The organism is Leptothrix toolikensis (SeqCode) (assembly GCF_057922285.1).
Genome location: NZ_JBYSVC010000028.1, coordinates 1 through 18,955 on the forward strand (window position 1 = coordinate 1; position 18,955 = coordinate 18,955).

At 60.6% G+C, this 18,955-nt stretch carries 16 protein-coding genes; 11 read left to right on the forward strand and 5 right to left on the reverse strand.

Annotation, left to right across the window (positions count from 1 at the left end):
• From AC3VI7_RS06080 to AC3VI7_RS06130, 11 genes are all read left to right on the forward strand, one after another.
• Positions 1-127: type II secretion system protein GspG (locus AC3VI7_RS06080; protein ID WP_489671427.1), on the forward strand; the 127-nt coding region annotated here is incomplete at its 5' end.
• Between the two features lie 26 nt (positions 128-153).
• Positions 154-1,230, forward strand: a complete 1,077-nt coding sequence (locus AC3VI7_RS06085) for a type II secretion system F family protein (protein WP_489671165.1) — start codon at positions 154-156, stop codon at positions 1,228-1,230.
• Complete coding sequence (locus tag AC3VI7_RS06090; RefSeq protein ID WP_489668582.1) at positions 1,230-2,840, forward strand: GspE/PulE family protein; 1,611 nt, start codon at positions 1,230-1,232, stop codon at positions 2,838-2,840. The genes AC3VI7_RS06085 and AC3VI7_RS06090 overlap by 1 nt, the downstream gene beginning before the upstream one ends.
• On the forward strand, positions 2,818-3,585 hold the full coding sequence (locus AC3VI7_RS06095; RefSeq protein ID WP_489668583.1) for a hypothetical protein: 768 nt from the start codon (positions 2,818-2,820) through the stop codon (positions 3,583-3,585). The genes AC3VI7_RS06090 and AC3VI7_RS06095 overlap by 23 nt, the downstream gene beginning before the upstream one ends.
• Positions 3,582-4,172, forward strand: coding sequence for a hypothetical protein (locus AC3VI7_RS06100; RefSeq protein ID WP_489668584.1), 591 nt, complete (start codon positions 3,582-3,584; stop codon positions 4,170-4,172). The genes AC3VI7_RS06095 and AC3VI7_RS06100 overlap by 4 nt, the downstream gene beginning before the upstream one ends.
• On the forward strand, positions 4,169-4,714 hold the full coding sequence (locus tag AC3VI7_RS06105) for a hypothetical protein (RefSeq protein ID WP_489668585.1): 546 nt from the start codon (positions 4,169-4,171) through the stop codon (positions 4,712-4,714). Before AC3VI7_RS06100 ends, AC3VI7_RS06105 begins: the two co-directional genes overlap by 4 nt.
• A complete protein-coding gene (locus AC3VI7_RS06110) occupies positions 4,714-5,325 on the forward strand; it encodes a hypothetical protein (RefSeq protein WP_489668586.1) in 612 nt (203 codons plus the stop codon). Before AC3VI7_RS06105 ends, AC3VI7_RS06110 begins: the two co-directional genes overlap by 1 nt.
• A gap of 20 nt (positions 5,326-5,345) precedes the next feature.
• A complete protein-coding gene (locus AC3VI7_RS06115; protein WP_489668587.1) occupies positions 5,346-7,589 on the forward strand; it encodes a secretin N-terminal domain-containing protein in 2,244 nt (747 codons plus the stop codon).
• A gap of 13 nt (positions 7,590-7,602) precedes the next feature.
• Entirely contained in the window at positions 7,603-8,097 is a 495-nt protein-coding gene (locus tag AC3VI7_RS06120) for a prepilin-type N-terminal cleavage/methylation domain-containing protein (protein ID WP_489668588.1), read from the forward strand.
• On the forward strand, positions 8,084-8,479 hold the full coding sequence (locus AC3VI7_RS06125; RefSeq protein WP_489668589.1) for a type II secretion system protein: 396 nt from the start codon (positions 8,084-8,086) through the stop codon (positions 8,477-8,479). Before AC3VI7_RS06120 ends, AC3VI7_RS06125 begins: the two co-directional genes overlap by 14 nt.
• Before the next feature lie 11 nt (positions 8,480-8,490).
• Complete coding sequence (locus AC3VI7_RS06130; RefSeq protein ID WP_489668590.1) at positions 8,491-9,027, forward strand: type II secretion system protein; 537 nt, start codon at positions 8,491-8,493, stop codon at positions 9,025-9,027.
• 21 nt (positions 9,028-9,048) lie between these two features.
• Here the strand turns inward: AC3VI7_RS06130 and AC3VI7_RS06135 are convergent, their stop codons facing one another.
• The 5 genes from AC3VI7_RS06135 to AC3VI7_RS06155 all read right to left on the reverse strand — a co-directional run bounded on the left by AC3VI7_RS06135 (position 9,049) and on the right by AC3VI7_RS06155 (position 18,938).
• The gene (locus AC3VI7_RS06135) at positions 9,049-9,309 is read right to left on the reverse strand and encodes a hypothetical protein (RefSeq protein ID WP_489668591.1); all 261 of its coding nucleotides are present in this window, start codon (positions 9,307-9,309) and stop codon (positions 9,049-9,051) included.
• Between the two features lie 55 nt (positions 9,310-9,364).
• Entirely contained in the window at positions 9,365-9,997 is a 633-nt protein-coding gene (locus AC3VI7_RS06140) for an SCO family protein (RefSeq protein ID WP_489668592.1), read from the reverse strand.
• Positions 9,994-11,862: a c-type cytochrome gene (locus tag AC3VI7_RS06145; protein ID WP_489671425.1), complete on the reverse strand. Its 1,869-nt coding sequence runs from the start codon at positions 11,860-11,862 to the stop codon at positions 9,994-9,996. Before AC3VI7_RS06145 ends, AC3VI7_RS06140 begins: the two co-directional genes overlap by 4 nt.
• Complete coding sequence (locus AC3VI7_RS06150; protein WP_489668594.1) at positions 11,862-12,629, reverse strand: FKBP-type peptidyl-prolyl cis-trans isomerase; 768 nt, start codon at positions 12,627-12,629, stop codon at positions 11,862-11,864. Before AC3VI7_RS06150 ends, AC3VI7_RS06145 begins: the two co-directional genes overlap by 1 nt.
• A gap of 108 nt (positions 12,630-12,737) precedes the next feature.
• Positions 12,738-18,938 (reverse strand): hypothetical protein, encoded by a 6,201-nt coding sequence (locus AC3VI7_RS06155; RefSeq protein ID WP_489671426.1) that lies wholly within the window; start codon positions 18,936-18,938, stop codon positions 12,738-12,740.
• Positions 18,939-18,955 lie beyond the last annotated feature (17 nt).

Genomic DNA, 18,955 nt, shown 5'->3' on the forward strand with positions numbered 1-18,955 from the left:
CGACCCATGGCAGCGGCCTTATCAGTACCGTGCCCCAGGTCAGCATGGCGATTACGACTTGCTGAGCTTGGGCTTGGACGGTCAGCCCGGCGGGGATGGCGAAGCCGCTGACGTGACGTCTTGGTAATCCGGTCGAGGACGGACCCCATGCCCATGGCAGGACATTCCCCCGTGCAAAAGAGCGCGCCCAGTGTGCGTGCGCGCAACATCGACGAAGAGCTGTTTGCGCAGGACGTCAGCTTGATGCTGCGCTCTGGGCTGGGCGTGATGGAAGCGCTGCGCACCTATCGCGAACGAGCCAGCGGCAGCGCTGCGCTCACCTTGGATCGCCTCACGGGACGGTTACAGCAGGGTGAATCGCTCTCGGCGGCGATGCAATCGGGCTCCTTTGGCCCGGCCATCTTGGCGTGCGTCAAGGCCAGCGAGATGACGGGCGACTTGGGCGAGAGCCTGCATCGCTTTGCGCTCAATGCAGCACGCTTGCGCGTGATGCGCGGCAAGCTGGTCTCGGCCTTGGTCTATCCGCTCATGCTGGTGTCGGTGGCGATGCTGGTGGTGCTGTTTTTGCTGATTTATGTCGTGCCACGTTTTGCTTTGGTGCTGGAGAGCAGCCAGCAGGAGCTGCCGATGCTGTCCAAGGTGCTGATCGTCTTTGGCAAGACTTTGCACGGCGTACAGACCCCCGTTTGGCTGAGCTTGGCCGCCGTGCTGGGCTGGCTCGCGTGGTCGCTGGTGCAGGCGGTGCGCAACGGTCGCATCGAGCAGATGGCGGTGAATCTGGCCATCCGCATGCCTTGGCTGCGTGAGTTGGTGCTGCTCTTTGGCCACAGCCAGATGACGCGCAGTGCTGCGATGCTGGTGCGCTCCGGGGTGCCGGCGCTCAAAGCGTTGGCCATGTGTCGCGATCTACTCGCACCGCCTGATCGTCCTCGGCTGGATCGGGCCTTGGCCCAAGCCACCGCCGGTGCGCCTTTGGCCGCGGCGATGCATCAAGAAAAGTTACTTGATAACTTGGGCCTGCGCGTGTTGCGCGTGGCCGAGCAGACCGGGGCCTTGGACGTGGCCTTGGACCGGCTGGCCGATGTGCATGACGCCATCGTCGAGCGCCAGCTTGAGCGCGCTGGCCGTTTGATCGAGCCCATCGTCATGCTGGGTATCGGTTTGGTGGTGGGCGGCATCGTGGTCTTGATGTACCTGCCGATCTTCCAATTGGCTTCCAGCATCCAGTGATGACGACCTCTTCCGTGACTTCTGTGAATCCTGTCAGTCCTGTGGCCTCAGTGGATCTCGGTATGCCGTGGAGCCACCTCGCCGAGTGGGACACCCAGCACATCAACTCGCAGCTGATCCCCTTTGCCGAAGGGCGGCGTCGCTTGGTGCTGGCCCTGCGCGATGAGCTGGCGGGCGATTTGATCATCCTCACCGATCCGCAAGATCGGGCCACCCGACTTTGGCTCGAAGCGCGCATTCGTGCAGCCGGCCATCCCCGGGTGCGGTTTGCTGTGGCCGACCGCGAGGAAGTTCAAGCTTTTTATGTGCGCCTAGAGCGCGACATGCGCGCCTTGGACGCCCAAGGCAGCGATCTGGATCTTGATCCCACGGGCGCAAGCAGTGAGGATTCAGACGCCTTGCAGCTCTCGCTGGCGGACATCAGCACCGACGACAGTCCGGTGGTGCGCTTTGTCAACTCGACGCTCTACGACGCCCTCAAAGCGCGTGCCAGTGACATCCACTTGGAATGCGCGCTGCGCGGCTTGGTGGTGAAGTACCGCTTGGACGGCGTGCTGCAAAACGTGGTCCGACAAGACGGCCAAGACTATGCGGCGCGCGTGATCTCACGCATCAAGGTGCTGGCTAACCTTGACATCACCGAGCGCCGCTTACCGCAAGACGGCCGCATCAAATTGCGGATGGCGGGGCGCAACGTCGATGTGCGCGTTTCGATCATGCCGAATCTTTACGGCGAAGACGCGGTGCTGCGGATTCTCGACCGCTATCAGCTCGCCGCCGATGACCGACTGAGCCTGACTCACCTCAGCTTCAACGAGGTGCAGTTGCAATTCATCCGCCGCATGGCCCAGCTGCCGTATGGGCTGTTCCTCGTCACCGGCCCGACGGGTTCGGGCAAGACCACCACGCTCTACGGCGTGCTCTCTGAGGTCAACAGCGGCGAAGACAAGATCATCACCATCGAAGATCCGGTCGAATACCAGCTCTCCGATGTGCTGCAAATCCCGGTGAACGAGGCCAAGGGTTTGACCTTTGCGCGTGGCCTGCGCTCCATCCTGCGCCACGACCCGGACCGGATCATGGTGGGTGAAATGCGCGACGCCGAAACCGCTCAGATCGCGGTCCAAGCTGCGCTGACTGGCCACCAAGTCTATGCCACGGTACACGCCAACAATGTGTTTGACGTGATCGGTCGCTTGGCGACCATGGGGGTCGATCCCTATAACTTGGTCGCGGCCTTGAACGGGGTGCTTGCGCAGCGCTTGGTGCGCAAAATCTGCCCAGAGTGCGCTGAGCCCGAGATCGTTTCTGAGGAACGCCGCCAGGCCAGCAGCTTGCCGCCTGAAGCCGAAGGCTGGCATTTCATGAAAGGGCTGGGCTGTGTCAACTGCCGGGGCACCGGCTATAAAGGCCGGCGTGCCATCGCCCAAACCATGGCGCTGGACATCGGCCTCAAGAGTTTGATTGCGGAGCGCGCCAGCCCGGCCGTGTTGCGCCAAGCCGCCGAAGAGCGCGGCCTTAACACTTTGCGTGACGCTGCTTTGCAATGCGTTGCCGACGGTCTGACCACTTTGGAGGAAGCCAATCGTGTCACTGCTGTGGAAGAGTGAGCTGCGCTTGCATCTGGCCCCGCATCACTGCGATGCGGCCGTGTGGGTGCGCCAAGGTTGGCGCTTGCAGCCCCGACTCAAGCATCAGGTGCGCGGGCAGGGCAGTGGCCGCACATCCGTCGAAGCCGCCTTGGAGGCCTTGATCTTGCAAGGCATCGAGATCCCTCAACGGGTGCAGGTGGTGTTGGGTGACGACTGCTTGTATTTCGAGTTGATGGCGGTGAGCCCCGGCTCTTGGGCCGATGTACCCAAGCAAGCTTTGGCCCATTTTGCCAAAGCTTTGGGTCATGAGGCTTTGTACGTGCGCCATGCCATGGCACCCGGTGGGCGATTTTGGTTGCTGGCTGGCATCGAATCGGTCTTGCTCGATGCTTGGCTGGCTGTGTTGTTCGAGCGCGGCCTACACCCCGTGACCATCCAGCCCGAGTTGATGGTCGATCTGGCCCGGGTACAGCGCTTGATGTCACATGCGAGTCGGTGGCGTCGGCGCAAAGCGGCTGATGGCGGCCGTGTTTGGGCTTTTGTGCGTGAGCATGGGTTGATGGTGGTGCAGATGTCGGCAGCGGGCTTGGACGATGTGGTCTGGCACCGGCTCGATTGGCGTCAGACCGAAACCTTGTGGGCCCGCCTGCATCCGCTGGCCGGACCACAGGCTTGCCTTGTCACCCATAGCTCGGCCCAGCACGAACTGCTGGCCCCCCAAGCTCGTGAGCAGGGTTGGTTGATGCTGGGAGCCGCATCATGAACTGGCCGCGTCTTGATTTTGCCCGCCAAGGGGGTGGGGGCTATTACCGTGCAGGTTGGGCTTTGGCTGCGGTGGGGGTGGGCTTGGTGGTTTGGCAGGGTGGGCTCTGGTACGAACTGCACACCCGGGTACAGGCTGAACGCCAGAACTTATCGACCCTGTTTGCACCCGCCAAGGGCGCTCGCGGCGCAGCCACAGCCACCATGAGTGCCGAAGATCGCCACCGGCACGCCCAAATCGACGCGGTGGCGGGCTATCTGGCGGCCCCTTGGGAAGAGTTGATGACCATCTTTGAGCAAAACCGCAACGGCATCACCTTGAAACGCTTGGAACCGGACGCTGGCTCCGGGTTGCTGCGCGTGACGGGTGAGGCCACCGATTTCAAGACCATGGCAGCCTACCTGATCAGCCTAGAAGCGCAGCCCGGCTTGGGCCAAGTCGTGCTGCTGCACCATGAACGGCTCAAAGACACCCTGGGCAATCCGCTGGAGTTCTCGCTCACGGCGACGTGGAAGGATCGCATGCTCTCTGCGGCTTCGGCCGCCGCCACCGCATCATCTCCTGCTGCGGAGGCTACGCTGCCATGACCGTGCTGTTGAATCGTTGGCGTTGGTGGGCGATGCAGCATGTGGGCTGGCCCGGTTTGCTCGGTTTGGCGCTACTTTTGATGGCCGTCTTTCTGGCTTGGCAGGCACTGCCGGCCTTGCGGGCCGAACAAGCCGACATGCTGCACAAGAAAGTGGCCCAAATGGCGTTGCAGCGCCAGCGCAGCGACGCCTTGGTGCGCGCTGGACGCGATCCGCGTGACGAGATGCGCGACGGCCTACCGAGCCTGAAAGATCGCGGCCGCCTGATCGATGAGCTGCTCCAAGAGCTGCAAAAGAGCGGTCTCAGCCCCGACCGGGTTGATTATTCGGTGCAAATCGAGGAGCCCCGCTTATCGCGCTTACGGGTGACCTTGCCGGCCACGGGGAACTATGTCCAACTGCGACGCTTCATGGCTTTGACACTGAACCACATGCCCAATGTGGCCTTAGACAGCATGCAGATTGATCGCGGCCCGGGCGTTGACCCGAGTCAGCTGCGGGTGGTGTTGCACTTGAGTGTTTTCTTTCGGAGTGAGCTCTGATGAATCCCATCCGCCCGGAGGGTGTGCGATCAAAACGACAGTGGCTTTTAGGCGCTGTGGCTTTGCTTGTGGTGGGGTGGTCGGGCTGGATCCTTCTTGTCCAGCAACCCGAGGATGAGGTCGTGGCCCCGGCCGTGCGCCGGGATCGCTCCACGACCATGACCACCGCCGGTGGTGCTTCACCGGCTGCGCGCTCGGCATCCAGTAACGACGAGATTTGCACCACGTCGCAAGTCCCCCTGCGACGGGTACTGATCGAGACGCCGCCACGCAGTCCCTTCGGGGCCTTACCCCCGCCGGTGATCCCACCCTCCAAATTGCTAGCTGTGGTCGCCGCGCCACCGCCACCACCCGTGGCGTTTGTACCGCCACCACCGCCACCGCCGCCCAAGCCGGTGTTGCCCTATCGTTATTTGGGCATGCTGGCGGATCGCGATGGCAGTCAGCCGCAGGTGTTTTTGCTGATGGGTGACAAGATTTTGTTGGCCCGACCCGGGGAGTTGCTTGAGGGTGGTTTCAAGCTCGAAGGGATCGGGGCGCGTGAATTGCGTTTTGTCTGGCCTGCCGACAACACGGTCCTGAAATTGGGAATCGACGGAGTTTCGTCATGACGATGAGAAAAAGCCTGACCATGACTGCGATGGCTATGTTGATGATGTTGGCCGGCTGTGCGGCTCAACGCCATCACAGCGAGGGCTTGGATCTGGTCGCCAACGGCAAAATCCCCGACGGTTTGGAACAGCTACGCCAAGCCAACGAGCTGGAGCCGGGCAACGCGCGCTACCGCGTGGACTACCTGAGCCAGCGCCAGAATGCTGTGCAACGCTTGCTGCAAGCCGCTGATGTGGCCTATGGTCAGGGCCAGCTGGATACGGCGGCTGAGCGCTTGGGGGAGAGCCTGAAAATTGATCCCAACAACGACCGCGCCCTGCGCGCCTTGCAGCAAGTGGACCTGCGCCGCCACAGCGAAGAGCAGTTGCAAGAAGCGGAGCGCCAAGCCCAAGCGAGTCACTGGGATCAGGCCCAAGAACTGGTGCGCAAGGTCCTCAAGGACATGCCCAACCATCCGGGCGCACAAAGCCTTCAGCGCAGTTTCAATGAGCGCATAGATGCCGAGCGTCAAGCCAAAGAGGAGCGGCTGGGTGCATCGAAGGCGGTCTTGAAAAAGCCAGTGACTTTGCAGTTTCGTGATGCTGCTGTGCGGCAGGTCTTTGAAGCCATCTCGCGCTCTACCGGCTTGAACATCGTGCTGGATCGCGACATTCGTACCGATCTGCGCACCACGATTTTTGTCAAGGATGCGAGCGTCGAGGATGCGATTGATCTGATCTTGCTGCAAAACCAGCTTGAAAAGCGGGTGCTCAACGCCAATTCGCTCATGATTTATCCGGCGACACCGGCCAAGCAAAAGGACTATGCCGAGTTGCGCGTGCGCACCTTCCAGCTCAGCAATGTGGATGCGACCCACATGGCCAACGTGCTCAAGAGCATGCTCAAGATCAAGGACATGGTCACCGATACGCGCTCCAACACCTTGGTGATGCGCGAAACCGCTGAGGTGATTGCAGTGGCTGAGCAACTGATTGCCGCCAACGATGTGGCGGAGCCGGAAGTGATGTTGGAGGTCGAAGTGCTGGAAGTCTCCTCGACACGGGCCCGCTCTTTGGGCTTGCAATGGCCCAGCGGGGTGACGCTCTCAACACCCGGCGTGACCACCAACGCAACCGGAACCACCAGCACGAGCCTGACAGTCGGGGGCTTACGCGGGGTGACGGGCAACGATTTAACGGTCACGCCCCTCTCGTTGGGCATCAATCTGAAGCTGCTGGATTCGGACGCCAACATTTTGGCCAGCCCGCGCATTCGCACGCGGCACAAAGAAAAGGCCCGCATCATGGTGGGCGACCGCGTGCCGGTGATCACCAACCTCATCTCACCCGGTACCGGCACGGGGGGGACCAACAACGTCATGACTGGATCGATCACGTACCTGGATGTTGGGCTCAAGCTAGACGTTGAACCACAGGTCTACGCCGACAACGATGTGGGCATCAAGATCAATCTGGAGGTGAGCAACATCGCCAGCAAGATCAGTACAGCCTCGGGGGAGGCGTATCAAATTGGGACCCGTAGTGCGCAAACGGTGCTGCGACTACACGATGGTGAAACCCAAGTGCTGGCCGGCTTGATCAACGATGAACAGCGCAACGCGGCCAACAAGGTGCCTGGTTTGGGGCAGTTGCCGATTCTTGGGGTGCTGTTTCGCAGCGACGCCGATGACACCAAGAAAAGCGAGATCGTGCTCTCGATCACCCCGCACGTGATTCGACCGCTGGCATCCGTGGGGCAGCGTGCTTCGGACATCTACACCGGCAGCGAGTCGGCGGTGCGCAGTAAGCCCTTGCGTGTCGATGCGATGGAAGTGTTGAAAATGGGCGATGGCAAAACAGGCTCAAACGCCTTGATCCTGACGGCACCGGGTGCTGCGCCGCCGCCCCTCGTCCCAACTCACCCCGTTGCCACACCGGGCGATGCCGGCAGCACACCGGCCGTGACCCCTGCGCCACCGCAAACACTGCCGCGCCCGGTTCATCCGAGCAAGTTGTCGGTGGGTGAATCCGCGCCAGCGACTAGCACAGGCAACGGGGGCATCACACCCATTCCATCGGGTATGCCAGGTTTGCCGACTGTGATGCCACAACGGTTGCCGGGCCGAGCCCTGATGCCTGCACCGGGTACGCCGTATACGCCGGGGGCCTATGGAGGTGCGGGATCCGCGATGCCGCCTCCGCCGCCTGAACCTGCGGCTGACCCGGCACCGACACCTGATCCCGCTGAGCCAGCACCTGCGACACCACCGGGTACCAAACCGTGATAACACCGTGGGCATGGTGAAGCGTTCTTCTCGGCTTGGGTTGATGCCACGCGGCTTCACGCTGATGGAGCTGGTGGTGACCTTGGCGCTCTTGGGCCTCTTGGCTCTTTTGGCGGCCCCGCTGGTGGAGCTGAGCGTGCAGCGTAGCCGTGAGGTGGCCTTGCGCCAAGCGCTCTATGACATCCGCAATGCGTTGGACCGCTACAAGATCGCCTTTGATCAAGGCTTTATCCAGCGTCGGCCGGGAGATTCGGGCTATCCCGCCGACTTGAGGGTCTTGGTGAATGGCATCGAGAATCAAAGATCGCCCACGCATGAGCGGCTGTATTTTCTGCGGCGCATTCCGCGTGACCCTTTTGCGCCCACCGATATGCTGGCCGAAAATACATGGGGATTACGGGCTTACAACAGCCCACCCGATTCACCTTTCCCGGGGAATGACGTTTTTGACGTGTATTCGCAGACCAAAGGTAAAGGGCTGAATGGAGTGTTGTATGAGGAGTGGTAAGTCGCAGCGGTCCAGACGAGGTTTCACCATGATTGAGTTGATCGTGGTGATGACGGTCATTGGTTTGCTGTTGTCTTTGGCCTTGCCGCGTTATTTTCAAGCCTTGGAACGCGGCAAGCGACAGATTCAGCAACAAGATTTGGCCTTGATGCGCGAGGCTATCGACAAGTTTTATGGCGATAACGCCCGCTATCCCGATCAATTGAATGACTTGGTGAGCAAGCGCTACCTACGCGCTATTCCGATAGACCCCCTCACAGACAAGATCGATTGGGTGGTTATTGCCCCCCAAGAGGCGGGCAAGGGCGGTGTCTTTGATGTTCGCAGTGCTGCACCGTTGCCTGAAGAAACCCCAGCGCCCTCAGCCGCCGCTTCAGAGTGAAGAAGCTAACCATGACCTCGACTCAAAACACCCAGCGGGGCGCTTTGTTGTTGGGCGTTTTGGTTTTCTTGGCGGTGGCCAGCTACACCACGTTGCTCGCTTCCCAGCGCTGGGTGGATGCACGCCAACGCATGCTGGAAGAAGATTTACTCTATGTCGGACTGCAATATCGACTCGCTATCGAGTCGTACTATCAACGACCACCCAACGGTATCCGTCAATTTCCCACTCGACTTGAGGATTTGGTGCGTGATCCGCGCTACCCCGCGCTTGTTCGGCACATCCGTAAGCTGTACCGCGATCCGCTGGCTCCGAATCAAGATTGGGGCTTGATTCGCCGAGGGCAGGGGATCACAGGGGTTTACAGCCAAGCGCCAGGTAAGCCGTTCCGCAGGGCCAATTTCGACCCCCGGCTACCCAACCTCGGCGCTGCCAAAACCTACGCGGAGTGGCATTTTGCCTATGGTGCAGCAGTCGCAGCCAGTGGGTCGGCGTCTGCGGGGACCACCACCATCATGCCGCCCCGCGTGCTAACCCCGATGCGTTGACGCGCATCCGGGGTGGCGTCGTCACTTCATGCAAGCCATCACGTCTTGCTTGAATGCCAAGTCGCGCAAACCTTTGTCTCGGGCAACCTTCTGACAAGCGGCGTCTTTGGCATGCCGGTTTTGTTGTGACTTGGCGGTCGCGGTGACGTGATCAGTGACCACGGTCGTGGCCGGGGTCGTCGCGGTGGGTGCTGCGACCGGAGCGGCTGCGGGGGCTTGTTGTGCTTGGGCTGCGGCGAAGGGCAACAGCAGGCAGGCCAAGATGGAGATGTGCTTTTTCATGGTGAATATCCTCATATTGCCGGCACACCGTGTGCTGGCGGGGTCAGTGGAGAACTTATTTCTTCGTCACGGGTGCGGCAGGCACTTGTTGGCGATATTGCGTCAGTAAATCGGTCGGACTCAAGAACCCTTCCAATCTGAGCCACGGCTGACCGGGTGCGGAGCGAATAAAGGTCAGGGGCTGGTGATTCATCTTATCGCCACGCCAAGCGCCAAAAGCACGCTGAATGGTTTCCGAGTCCTTCGTGCTGCCGGTGTAATGAGCCCACACGCCGGCGCTACCAAAGCGTTGGGCGTACTTGCTCAGTTGGCGCGGAGTGTCTTGTTCGGGATCAATCGAGACCGAGATCATGTTGATCATCTCGCGCTCAGGTACACCGACCAGCTCACGGAACTCCATGAACACTTGGCTTGTGACCGGACAAATGGCGGTACAAGAGGTGTAGATGAAGTTGAGGATCACGGGACGACCATCGTCCACTGCTTGGACAAAGCGCACCCGCTGACCGTCGCCACGGATCAAGCTAACGTCAGGTAGAGCGACTTGTTGGATGCGCTGTGCCAAGGTCATGGATTCGGGAGCCGCTGCATGGTGACTGTGATCGTGCGCAGGTTCGGCCGCAAAAAGACCCACTGCGGGGGCCGTCATGAGCAAGGCTGCGGCAACGAGGGGGGTGAGATGTTTCATGGAACGATCCATTCGGTCTGGGGCGTCAGATCATGACCGGCAGCCGGATCTGAAAAGCGCACGATGTAAGCCCCCTTAGAGGCATGACGCTGCCGTTGGGCCAAACTGAGCCGGGGGTAGATGGTGGTGCTTTCACGCTTGCCCGTTGAGGCCATCGCCTCGCCCCGGTGGGCTTGCGGGCGGGGCATGCGGGCCGAAGTTGTCCCATAGGGTAGGGCACGCAAAGGCTCCCCACTGTGGATGGACTGCTGGCGTGGGCTGACCCACTCGCGGGCCTGATCCTCGGCGCGAGCCGATTCGCGCCAACTCAGCATGTTCTCAGCGCGCTCCAGTAGATAGTCGCGGTGGAGGTTATCGAGCATGTCCACCATGGTGTCGTTGAGGTAGTCGAGGGCGAAATAGACCTCTGACTGCAACAACTCATCCACCAAGTCGAGCTGCCGTGTTTTGAGCCATTGCTTGAAATAGATCAAGCCAGCTTGGCGTTTCTGCGGCAGCTCATAGGGGTAGACCAATTGCAACTTGTTCTTCCACGTCAACGGGTAGGCCGCCGACTCACCGCCTGCAAGCCGGGCCGAGAAGAAGATGCTGCCCGCAGGCACGGGCAGGCCCTCCAAGAGCTTCAACTGCTCAGGTGAAAGCCAGAACATCACGGCCTCATCAGCTTTGAGCTGGCTCAGCATGGCCTTGAGATCGGCCGAGGTGCCCAACGGTTTCAGGGCATGGGGCTCAACATGGATCGCACTGTCTTTGAGCGCGTCGGTCAAAGCATCGGCAGCACCGCGCTGGGCCGCATCTGGCCCGAAGATCTGGACCAACCGCCGCAGCGGCTGCGCTGAGGTCGAGGTATTGCGTAAATGGTGCGCTATCACATCGGCATCCAGCATCACGCCGCGCGAAAAATAGATGCTGTAGAAATCATCATCGGCTTGCGGTGGGGGCAGGGTGACGCTCGGAAACCAACCAGGGATCCCGAGGCGCTGCGAGAACGCGTGGATCGGTTGCCAGTTGTCGCCCCCTAAGCCTGAAATCAAAGCAAAGACCGGACGTTCACGGTAAAAACCGAGCAACTGTTCGTTCCAAGTCGAGGCGGGCCCTTGCAACTCCCAAACATCCACATCCCAGAAACGTTGGGTTTTCAGCACCATCTCAGCGGCGCTGGACATGGTGCGTTGCCCCGGAACGAAATTGCTATTTTTCTGTTGAACCGCCGCCTGCAAGGTATCGAGGAATGTTTTTTTACGCTCGGCAGTCACGTCTGGCGTGATGACGGTCGCAAAGCGAACCCGGTCCGGCGTCACGCCGGGTGACCAGCGGGATGACAACTGGCGCAGATAAGCCATCAAACCTTGCACGTCTTGATCGCTTAGATCAAAACGCGGCATCACCGCATTGAGTTCTCGGCCGCTGATGTGTATGCCCGTGCGCAACGCTGCTGCCAACGTTTCTGCCGTATAGGGGTCGTGGCGTTGGTTGAAGGCCTTGCGTGTACGCAGGTTCATATTTACCACCGCCCGCGAGTCCTGATCGAATAAATACCGGCCTGAAATCGGACTGATCTGCAAGGTACCTTCCACCGCACCCAGACCACTGCGGCGATGGCACATCACGCAAGCCACCGCTTCACCTGACGCTTGCACGTTGCCGTAGCGCATCCCGCGCACCCATTCTCCGGTGGGTCGGCGACCTTCAAGGTAAATTTTCTGGCCCCACGCCACCTGTGCGGCATCTTGCACAGGCAGCTCTTGGGTCCACCCGGCAGCCGACGGCCGACTTTGCTGAGCCAGCGCGGCACTGTGATAACCGCCCGCTAAGGCGGACAACAGCCCACCAAGCATCCAAAGACTCAGGCGGTAGGCACGCATCATTGACGGATAGCGACCAGTTCAATCATGAACCGGAAGGTTTCATTGGGGGCGAGCTTGCCATTGATGCCGCGCTCACCATACGCCAAAGCAGCCGGAACGATCACTTCCCAGATCGAGCCAACCGGCATGGTGTGCAGGGCGGTTCTAAGGCCCAAGACCTGATCCGTCATGCGGCTGACTTTAGGGGTGCCCACTTCGGTCACATCGTATTCAGTGCCATCCAGCAGAGTCGCTCTGAAATTGACAGCGATGACATCTTCTTCAACGGGTTTCGTGCCACTGCCCGTTTTGATGGGGTTGACCATCACGTTACCTGTCAGCACTTGAATACCGGCTTTCTTGCGGTACTCCGCCAAAAAAGCCTCTTCACGCAGCTTGTTTTTGGCCCCGAGATTCATGCGATCCGAGGCAAGACGGCGCTGCATCTTGACTTGCATATCACCGAGGGACGTATTCATCTCCCGCTCGGATAAGAGGAGCTGACGCCCGTCCAGCGCGTCACGCATGCCCTTGATGATCAGGTCAAGATCGTAAGCCGTGTCATTTTTAAGCAAGCTACGGGCTGTTTGTACCCCGTAGGTGTAGCTCAAGCGATCCTTGGGATCCGGCAAAGCGCCTCTTACACGGCCGATGCTGAGCTCGGCTGAAGCTGCCTGCTCAGCGGCTGTGGCCGCAGACTCTTTGGTAGCTGGTGGTGCGGCCGAGACGGCAGCGGCCAAGGTCAGCGTGCTAAGAAAGAAAGGTACGGAACGATAAGAAAGCATGGCGGACGGCAGCATCAGGATGAATGGAGTCGATCAATCAAGCGAGAAGGGGTTGGACCAAGGCTACCCGAAAAAAGGCAACCCTTGTCCAACCCCCGTCACAGCCTTTTAAGGGGTCGTGATTGCCACCGTGGCACTGGGTGTGCCCGGCAACGTGCCCGCCATCGGCACCACACGGAAGGTGTAGGCCGTCTTCGTGAGCAAGCCGATCACCGTCGTCGTCGGCAATGCTGTGCCTGTGGTCGCCATATTGGCACTGGCCACAACAGCCACTGTCGTCCACACCGCACCGTTGAGGCGCTGCACTTGGAACGATGTCTCGTTGATCGAGCCATCGACCCAGTTCAGCGATACCGACGTCGGTGTTGCCGTCGCCGTCAGCCCCGTGGGGGCCGCCGGCAGAGCTTGGGTGGTTACAGGTGCAACAACCGAAGTACCCACTCGGGTCACAGCCCCTGCGATATTGACCGGCGTGATCCGGAAGTTATAGATCGTGTTCGCCGTCAGACCAATCGCGGTATAGGTCTTGATGTTGGCGGCCGTGGTCCCGAGCAGGGTCCACGTCGCTGCACCGGCAACTTGGCGCTCAATCTTGTAGCCAGTTTCAAGCGGACCCCCGTCCACCCAATTCAAGGTGGCGGTATTGGGCGCATTCGAAACAGCGGTCAACCCCGACAAGCTGGGATCGAAGATCACCGGCGTCGAAAGCGTTGCGGTAGCACCCGCAGCGTTGATCGCATTGACACGGAACAAGTACGCCGTACCAAACGCGGGGGTGGTGAAGTTGGCGCTCAGGAGTGAGCCTGTGCCGGTCACACCTGCCAAGGTAGCCACCGGCGTCCAAGTGGTCCCCGCATCTTTGGATGCTTCGACCGTGTAGCTCGTTTCATTGTTGGCCGCATCGGTCCACTTCACCGTGACCAAGGTGGGTGACACGACGGTGCCGCTGACCAAGGTCGGCGCGGCGGGCAAGAACTTCACAGGAACAATGGCCGAGCTGGTGTAAGGCGACGCAAGCGGCGCAGCACCCAAGCCCACTGCGGCCACTTGGAAGATGTAGCTGTGACCGTTCAGCACCGTGGCCACAAAGTTGGCAGTGCTACCGCTGTTGGGCAACCCAGACACCGTGCCGATGGTCGTGAACGGTGTGACGGCAGCGACATTGGTGACATCCGACATCTGCACCACGAAGCTGGCTTCGTTGTTGGAGGTGTCTGTCCACGACAGCTGCGCCTTGGTCTCAGAGGCCGCCACAGCGACCAAAGAGGTCGGCTGAGTCGGTGCGCCGTTGACATTGATGGCCGCAGCCGTGGCAAACGCCGAGTTGTAGTTGGCGTTACCTGTCAGGTTGTTGGAGGCCACCCGATACACGATGCTGCCAGGGGTGGTGGCAGGGATGGTGTAAGTGATGATGCCGCCGACCGCAACCTTCGTGGCACTGGTCATGGTGGCCACGGGCGTGAAGGCCCCGCCATTGACCGATTGCTGGATCACGAAGTTGAGCTCGGTGGTGGAGTTATCCATCCAGCTCAACTGCACGCCGGCTCCCACTTGACTTGCCACCAACCCCGACGGAGCTGCCGGCGGAATTGTCGGCGTGGTGACATTGAAGATGGGGGAGACAGCCTGACCCGAAGCACCCACGGCGGTGATCTGATAACGATACGTCACCGGACCATCCACCTTGATATCGGTGTAGGAAGTCTGGTTGGCGGGCAGGGTCGCGATGGTGGTGAAGGCTGTGCTGGTCGCACCCTCAGCGCGCTGCAAGATCTGTTGATACTCCGTGGCCGAGTTATCGGTCCATGCCAGCGGCACGCCGGCATAACCCTGACCCGGCACGAACGTGGGCATCACGCTGGTGGGCGTGTTGACCTTGAGACCTGACGGAGCCACAGGGGGAGCTTCGTGGATGTTGAAAATCAACGCCCGCATGAAGTCGTTTTCTTCGTGGCCCAGGATGTGGCAATGCCACGTGTATTCCCAGCCAAAGTTGACGACAGCATTGACCACCTGCCCAGGCAGGCCGGTGTTGACGTTGATTTGCGTAAAGCCGAACGGTGAGCCTTCCGGCTGGGTCGGATCCATCAAGCGCACGCTCTGCGGGAAGCCAAAGCCACCGCCGACGGCGGTACGCTTGGGCTTGAGCGCCACGATGATGTCCTCCAACGGATTCATGATCACCGTTTCTTTCCAACCGATTTCCTTCGGGTCGGGCGGAGTGATGAAACCATCCCAGCCCACACGGTTGATGACCTGCACGTTCATCAAGTGGAAATGCACCGGGTGGGTATCCACACCGTTGTGGGTCAGTTTCCAGACCTGTGTTTCAAAGTCATTGATGAATTCGGTCGGCGGATCGACGAAAGCCAGCGGAATGGTGGTCTGCGTCATGGCGCTGGTAAAGGGCAGTTCGGTACCGAAGGTCGCATTCAAGCGGCCGAAGGTCGGATCGAACAACTCTTGGATGGCCTTGCCCTTGACCATGTAACGCGCCAGCGTGGTGCCATTGGTCGGTGGTGTCACCACGGTGCCATTGACGTCAGTGATCGCTGTGGTGCCCAAAATTTGGACAGCAGCCCCAGCACCACCGCCACCGACCAGCGACACGGTCGGCAAAGTCAGATAGCTCTTGGTGTCTGTGGCCAAGGTCACATCCATGACCGAGCCAATACATTGTGTCGTTGCAGCCACCCCACCCGGCAGATCCGGCAGGGTCAGCGTGACAGTGACCCCTGTCATATCGGTATAACCACCGCCCCCAGCTGAGCCGGGATTGCTCGGATCAATCGGGATCAGGTGGAATGCAGAGACACCACCGCTGGCCTTAGCCACGGCAGGCACACCACCGGCAGGCGGTGCGCTGATCGTGACGATCGGCATGGCGGTGTAGCCTGAGCCCGGATTGGTCATGGTGACCCCGGTCACCACGCCGTTGGTGAGCACGGCCACCCCGGTGGCGCGCACCCCAGTCGCTGTTTGGGGCAAGCCAAACATCACCGAGGGAGGCGTGAGATACCCGGAGCCCCCGTTGCTGATGATGGCACCCTGCACCAGCAAGGTGGCTTCAGCCACGGCACCACCGCCGGACGTGGCAGCAATGGCCACACCTGGGGCCACGCTGTAGCCTGAGCCAGGGTTCAAGACGTTGATTTGCCCGAGTTTGAGCGTTGCGTTGGCAATGGCGGGGGTGGGTGCGCCGCCGCCGGTGAAGACCACTTGCGGAGCCGTCACATAGCCTGTGCCACCGTTGGTCACAATGATGGCGTCGAACTTGCCGGGATTACCGGGGACAAAGTCGAAGTAAGGCTGCTTGAGCGAGCTGAGGTAGATGCTGGCGTAGGAGCGCACATCATCCCAACAACCCGTGGTGTTGGGCTTGACACTGGCCGGGCAATTGCTGGTGGGGTGGAAAGCTGCGTTGTAGGCTGCTTGCGCCACCACTGGCGGTTCTTGTGTCGCGGCATAAACCTTCGGGATTTCTGCCGTAAGGTTGGTCAAATTCGGCAAGGTGGTCTTGGCCGGATTCTCAAATGCATCGGCAACGGTTGGGACGGTGCCATTGACCAAGGTCGGTTTGACGCGGAATTGCATCAGCGTACGGGTGTTCGGCCCGATGGCTGGCAGCGTATCTTCCGCACCACCTTGGGGCGACTGATCGCCCACGCCGGTGAAGTAGTCGTTACGCGGATCACCAGCGGGGACCGGGGCGAACATATCGTTGTAAGCGATCAGCGTGCGACCGGCGTACTGCGAGAAGTCCACCACCACGTCAGCGCGCTCAGCGTTGCCGAGGAAGATACCCGTGGTGTTGACGTTCAACACCGTGGCACGACCCCGGTCATAGAGCGGGTTGGTCGGCAGATTATCGGTCGTGGCCAACTTGGCCAGCAACCCGCCTTCGTTCATGAACTGATAGAGCACGGGACCGACCGTGGATGGGTCAGGCACCCCACCATTACGCCCGTCGCTCGGCCAATCGGCCGGTGTGCAGGTCACGGCAGGATAGCCTGTGGGCGATGCCATCCGCGCTTGAGCGACCACCGTGAGCTCGGTGCCACCCGGGCGTTTCACGCCTGGTGCGCACAGCGTGGCTGACGGTACGGCGGGCACCATCTTGACTTCAGTCGGGTAGTACTTACCTGCCACGACTGAGTCCGCCACCCAGCCAGCGTTGATGGTCAAGTCATACGTGGGCAGACCTTGGGGATTCAAAATAGTGGTATTGATCGTGGCCCACGGCGCACCGCCTGCTGGCAGATCAGCACCCACATCGCGGTTGACGATGGTGGTCAAGGCCGGGGGCAGCAACAGGCCATCCGGGAAGGTTGCCACCGGCGCAGCAGCGGCCTCAGCTGCCGTCAAGGTACGCGCAGGACCTGCATCGAACAGGTTGAAGGTGAACATCCGGTCGTTCGAGCCGTTGAGCATGCGCAAGCGATACGGCTTGGGCTCAACTTCGATATACGGATAGACCACACCGTTGATGATGGGGGTGTCGTTCCAGTTCTCAGGCGTGAGGGTTTCATCGCCAAAAGCACCTGTGGGCAACGCATAGAGCGCTGGGAAGACTGGCCAGAACCACGGGCCATAGTGCCAGCGGCCCACAGGGCTCCAGCCATTCAGCAAGGCGGGTTCTTGGACGGTTTCGTAGACGTGGGCGTACCACAAGTCGCCTGGTTCACCCCAAGCTGTGGTGTTCCACGCCAAATCTTGCATGGCGATGTCGTCGGGGACAAAGCCCTTCTCTTGCAGCACCAAGGGGATGGTGTCGAGCAGCCCTGGGATGGACCCAAGGGTGGTGGTGGCGTTCGCCAGCGGGTGTCGCATCACACCCATCATCGTGAGCTCGTCCGGACTTGTCAGCCAGTAGGCAGCCGCCTCGCCCATGTAGGCGTTCAATCGGGTGATGCCTAGCGCGTGATCGTGGTACCACATCAGGCGTGCCGACTGCCCGTTGGGGTAGTAATGCGTTTCAGCGCCCGGGCCCGGATCGGCCATATCGGGCACACGAGCATAGCTGGCACCGTAGAGGAAGTGGTTCAGCATGGCCGGATCACCGGCCAAATCGCTCGCCAGCGTACCGGGGACGGTCGCATCGTGCTCGCCCACCGGGGCATACCACTGGTGAGCCGTACCGTCACTGACCCAAGGCGTGTCGCCGCCGTGCAAGTGGATCGCGATGCGGTTTTGGGTGTAGGTGGTAACACCATCCATCCCGACGCCTGCCCCCACGATGGAGGCATCCACCGGGATCGGCAAATTACCGTTGCGCTTGAGGACAACCAAGTTGCCTTGCGTGTCTCGCACCGGATTGCCGGCGGCATCGGCTTGAAGCACCGGACGCCCCGCAGGCAGCAAGTTGTAGAACTTGTAGCGAACTGGTGTGCCCTGGACCGCCAACACCGCCGGGCCCAAGTAGTGCGCATCGTCCACGCCGAGAGCTTGCTTGAGCACCGGCTTGCCGGAAACATCAAACAGCAAGGCACCATTGATGTCGGTGTCTTGGATCATGATTGGGCGGCTCAGATCGCGCCAATCATCCTGACCCCGCCAATCCGCTCCGGGGGCAATGGCCCCGGGGGCCAAGTTGGCCGCAACGGTCTGAGTATTCGGCCACTTCTGGATCGGGTAGAAGAGCGGAATGCCCTTGCTGAGCGGCGTGACTTGAGGACCAGCGGGGTTGGCGGCGTTGGCGGCCACAGCGGCGATCCGAGCCGCCTTCAGGTCGTTGGTTTCGATCTGGATATAGCCCCGGAACGTGGTGGGCTTACGGATGTCTGAATGCACCCGCTCGGTGTATTCAATACAAGCCAGCTCGTAGTAGTCGTCCGTGGTGACGACACCGTTCGGGCTGCGCCATTTTTGAGGAGTAAAGACATTACCTACCGCGAGAGGAAGGTACTTCGAGGTTTTTTGTACGGATGTCGTTGCCTTATCCGTCAGCGTGTTGCTCATCAGTCCAGCGGAGAGCCCCAGCGGCGCGATGGGATCGACAAACTTGCGAAACGCCTTGCCCGAGCCTTGGTAACCGTTGGGATTGTGGGCGTTGGGGAACAGCGGCGGGTGAACCACACCGGCTTTGTCCGTCCACTGCGCCCTGGTTTCCGGCGGCACGGGGACTTGGTGATGCAAGCCCGATGGGCTGCTGGAGAAAAAGGTCTGATACCGAACCGGGTTGCCCTGGGGGTCAGAACCATCCACAAAACCAATACCAGCATAAGCACTGGTCGCAGCCACGATTTGGGCGGCTACGGCAGCCGCAACAGCGACCGGACGACGTTTGAAAAAATGCTTCTTTGAAGCCATGATTCCCCCGAAAAAAA

Coding starts and splice junctions, on each gene's coding strand:
- AC3VI7_RS06115 (WP_489668587.1), top strand. CDS start 5,346: ATGACTGCGATGGCTATGTTGATGATGTTGGCCGGCTGTGCGGCTCAA.
- AC3VI7_RS06110 (WP_489668586.1), top strand. CDS start 4,714: ATGAATCCCATCCGCCCGGAGGGTGTGCGATCAAAACGACAGTGGCTT.
- AC3VI7_RS06145 (WP_489671425.1), bottom strand. CDS start 11,862: ATGCGTGCCTACCGCCTGAGTCTTTGGATGCTTGGTGGGCTGTTGTCC.
- AC3VI7_RS06135 (WP_489668591.1), bottom strand. CDS start 9,309: ATGAAAAAGCACATCTCCATCTTGGCCTGCCTGCTGTTGCCCTTCGCC.
- AC3VI7_RS06130 (WP_489668590.1), top strand. CDS start 8,491: ATGACCTCGACTCAAAACACCCAGCGGGGCGCTTTGTTGTTGGGCGTT.
- AC3VI7_RS06085 (WP_489671165.1), top strand. CDS start 154: ATGGCAGGACATTCCCCCGTGCAAAAGAGCGCGCCCAGTGTGCGTGCG.
- AC3VI7_RS06100 (WP_489668584.1), top strand. CDS start 3,582: ATGAACTGGCCGCGTCTTGATTTTGCCCGCCAAGGGGGTGGGGGCTAT.
- AC3VI7_RS06155 (WP_489671426.1), bottom strand. CDS start 18,938: ATGGCTTCAAAGAAGCATTTTTTCAAACGTCGTCCGGTCGCTGTTGCG.
- AC3VI7_RS06125 (WP_489668589.1), top strand. CDS start 8,084: ATGAGGAGTGGTAAGTCGCAGCGGTCCAGACGAGGTTTCACCATGATT.
- AC3VI7_RS06140 (WP_489668592.1), bottom strand. CDS start 9,997: ATGAAACATCTCACCCCCCTCGTTGCCGCAGCCTTGCTCATGACGGCC.
- AC3VI7_RS06120 (WP_489668588.1), top strand. CDS start 7,603: ATGGTGAAGCGTTCTTCTCGGCTTGGGTTGATGCCACGCGGCTTCACG.
- AC3VI7_RS06105 (WP_489668585.1), top strand. CDS start 4,169: ATGACCGTGCTGTTGAATCGTTGGCGTTGGTGGGCGATGCAGCATGTG.
- AC3VI7_RS06150 (WP_489668594.1), bottom strand. CDS start 12,629: ATGCTTTCTTATCGTTCCGTACCTTTCTTTCTTAGCACGCTGACCTTG.
- AC3VI7_RS06090 (WP_489668582.1), top strand. CDS start 1,230: ATGACGACCTCTTCCGTGACTTCTGTGAATCCTGTCAGTCCTGTGGCC.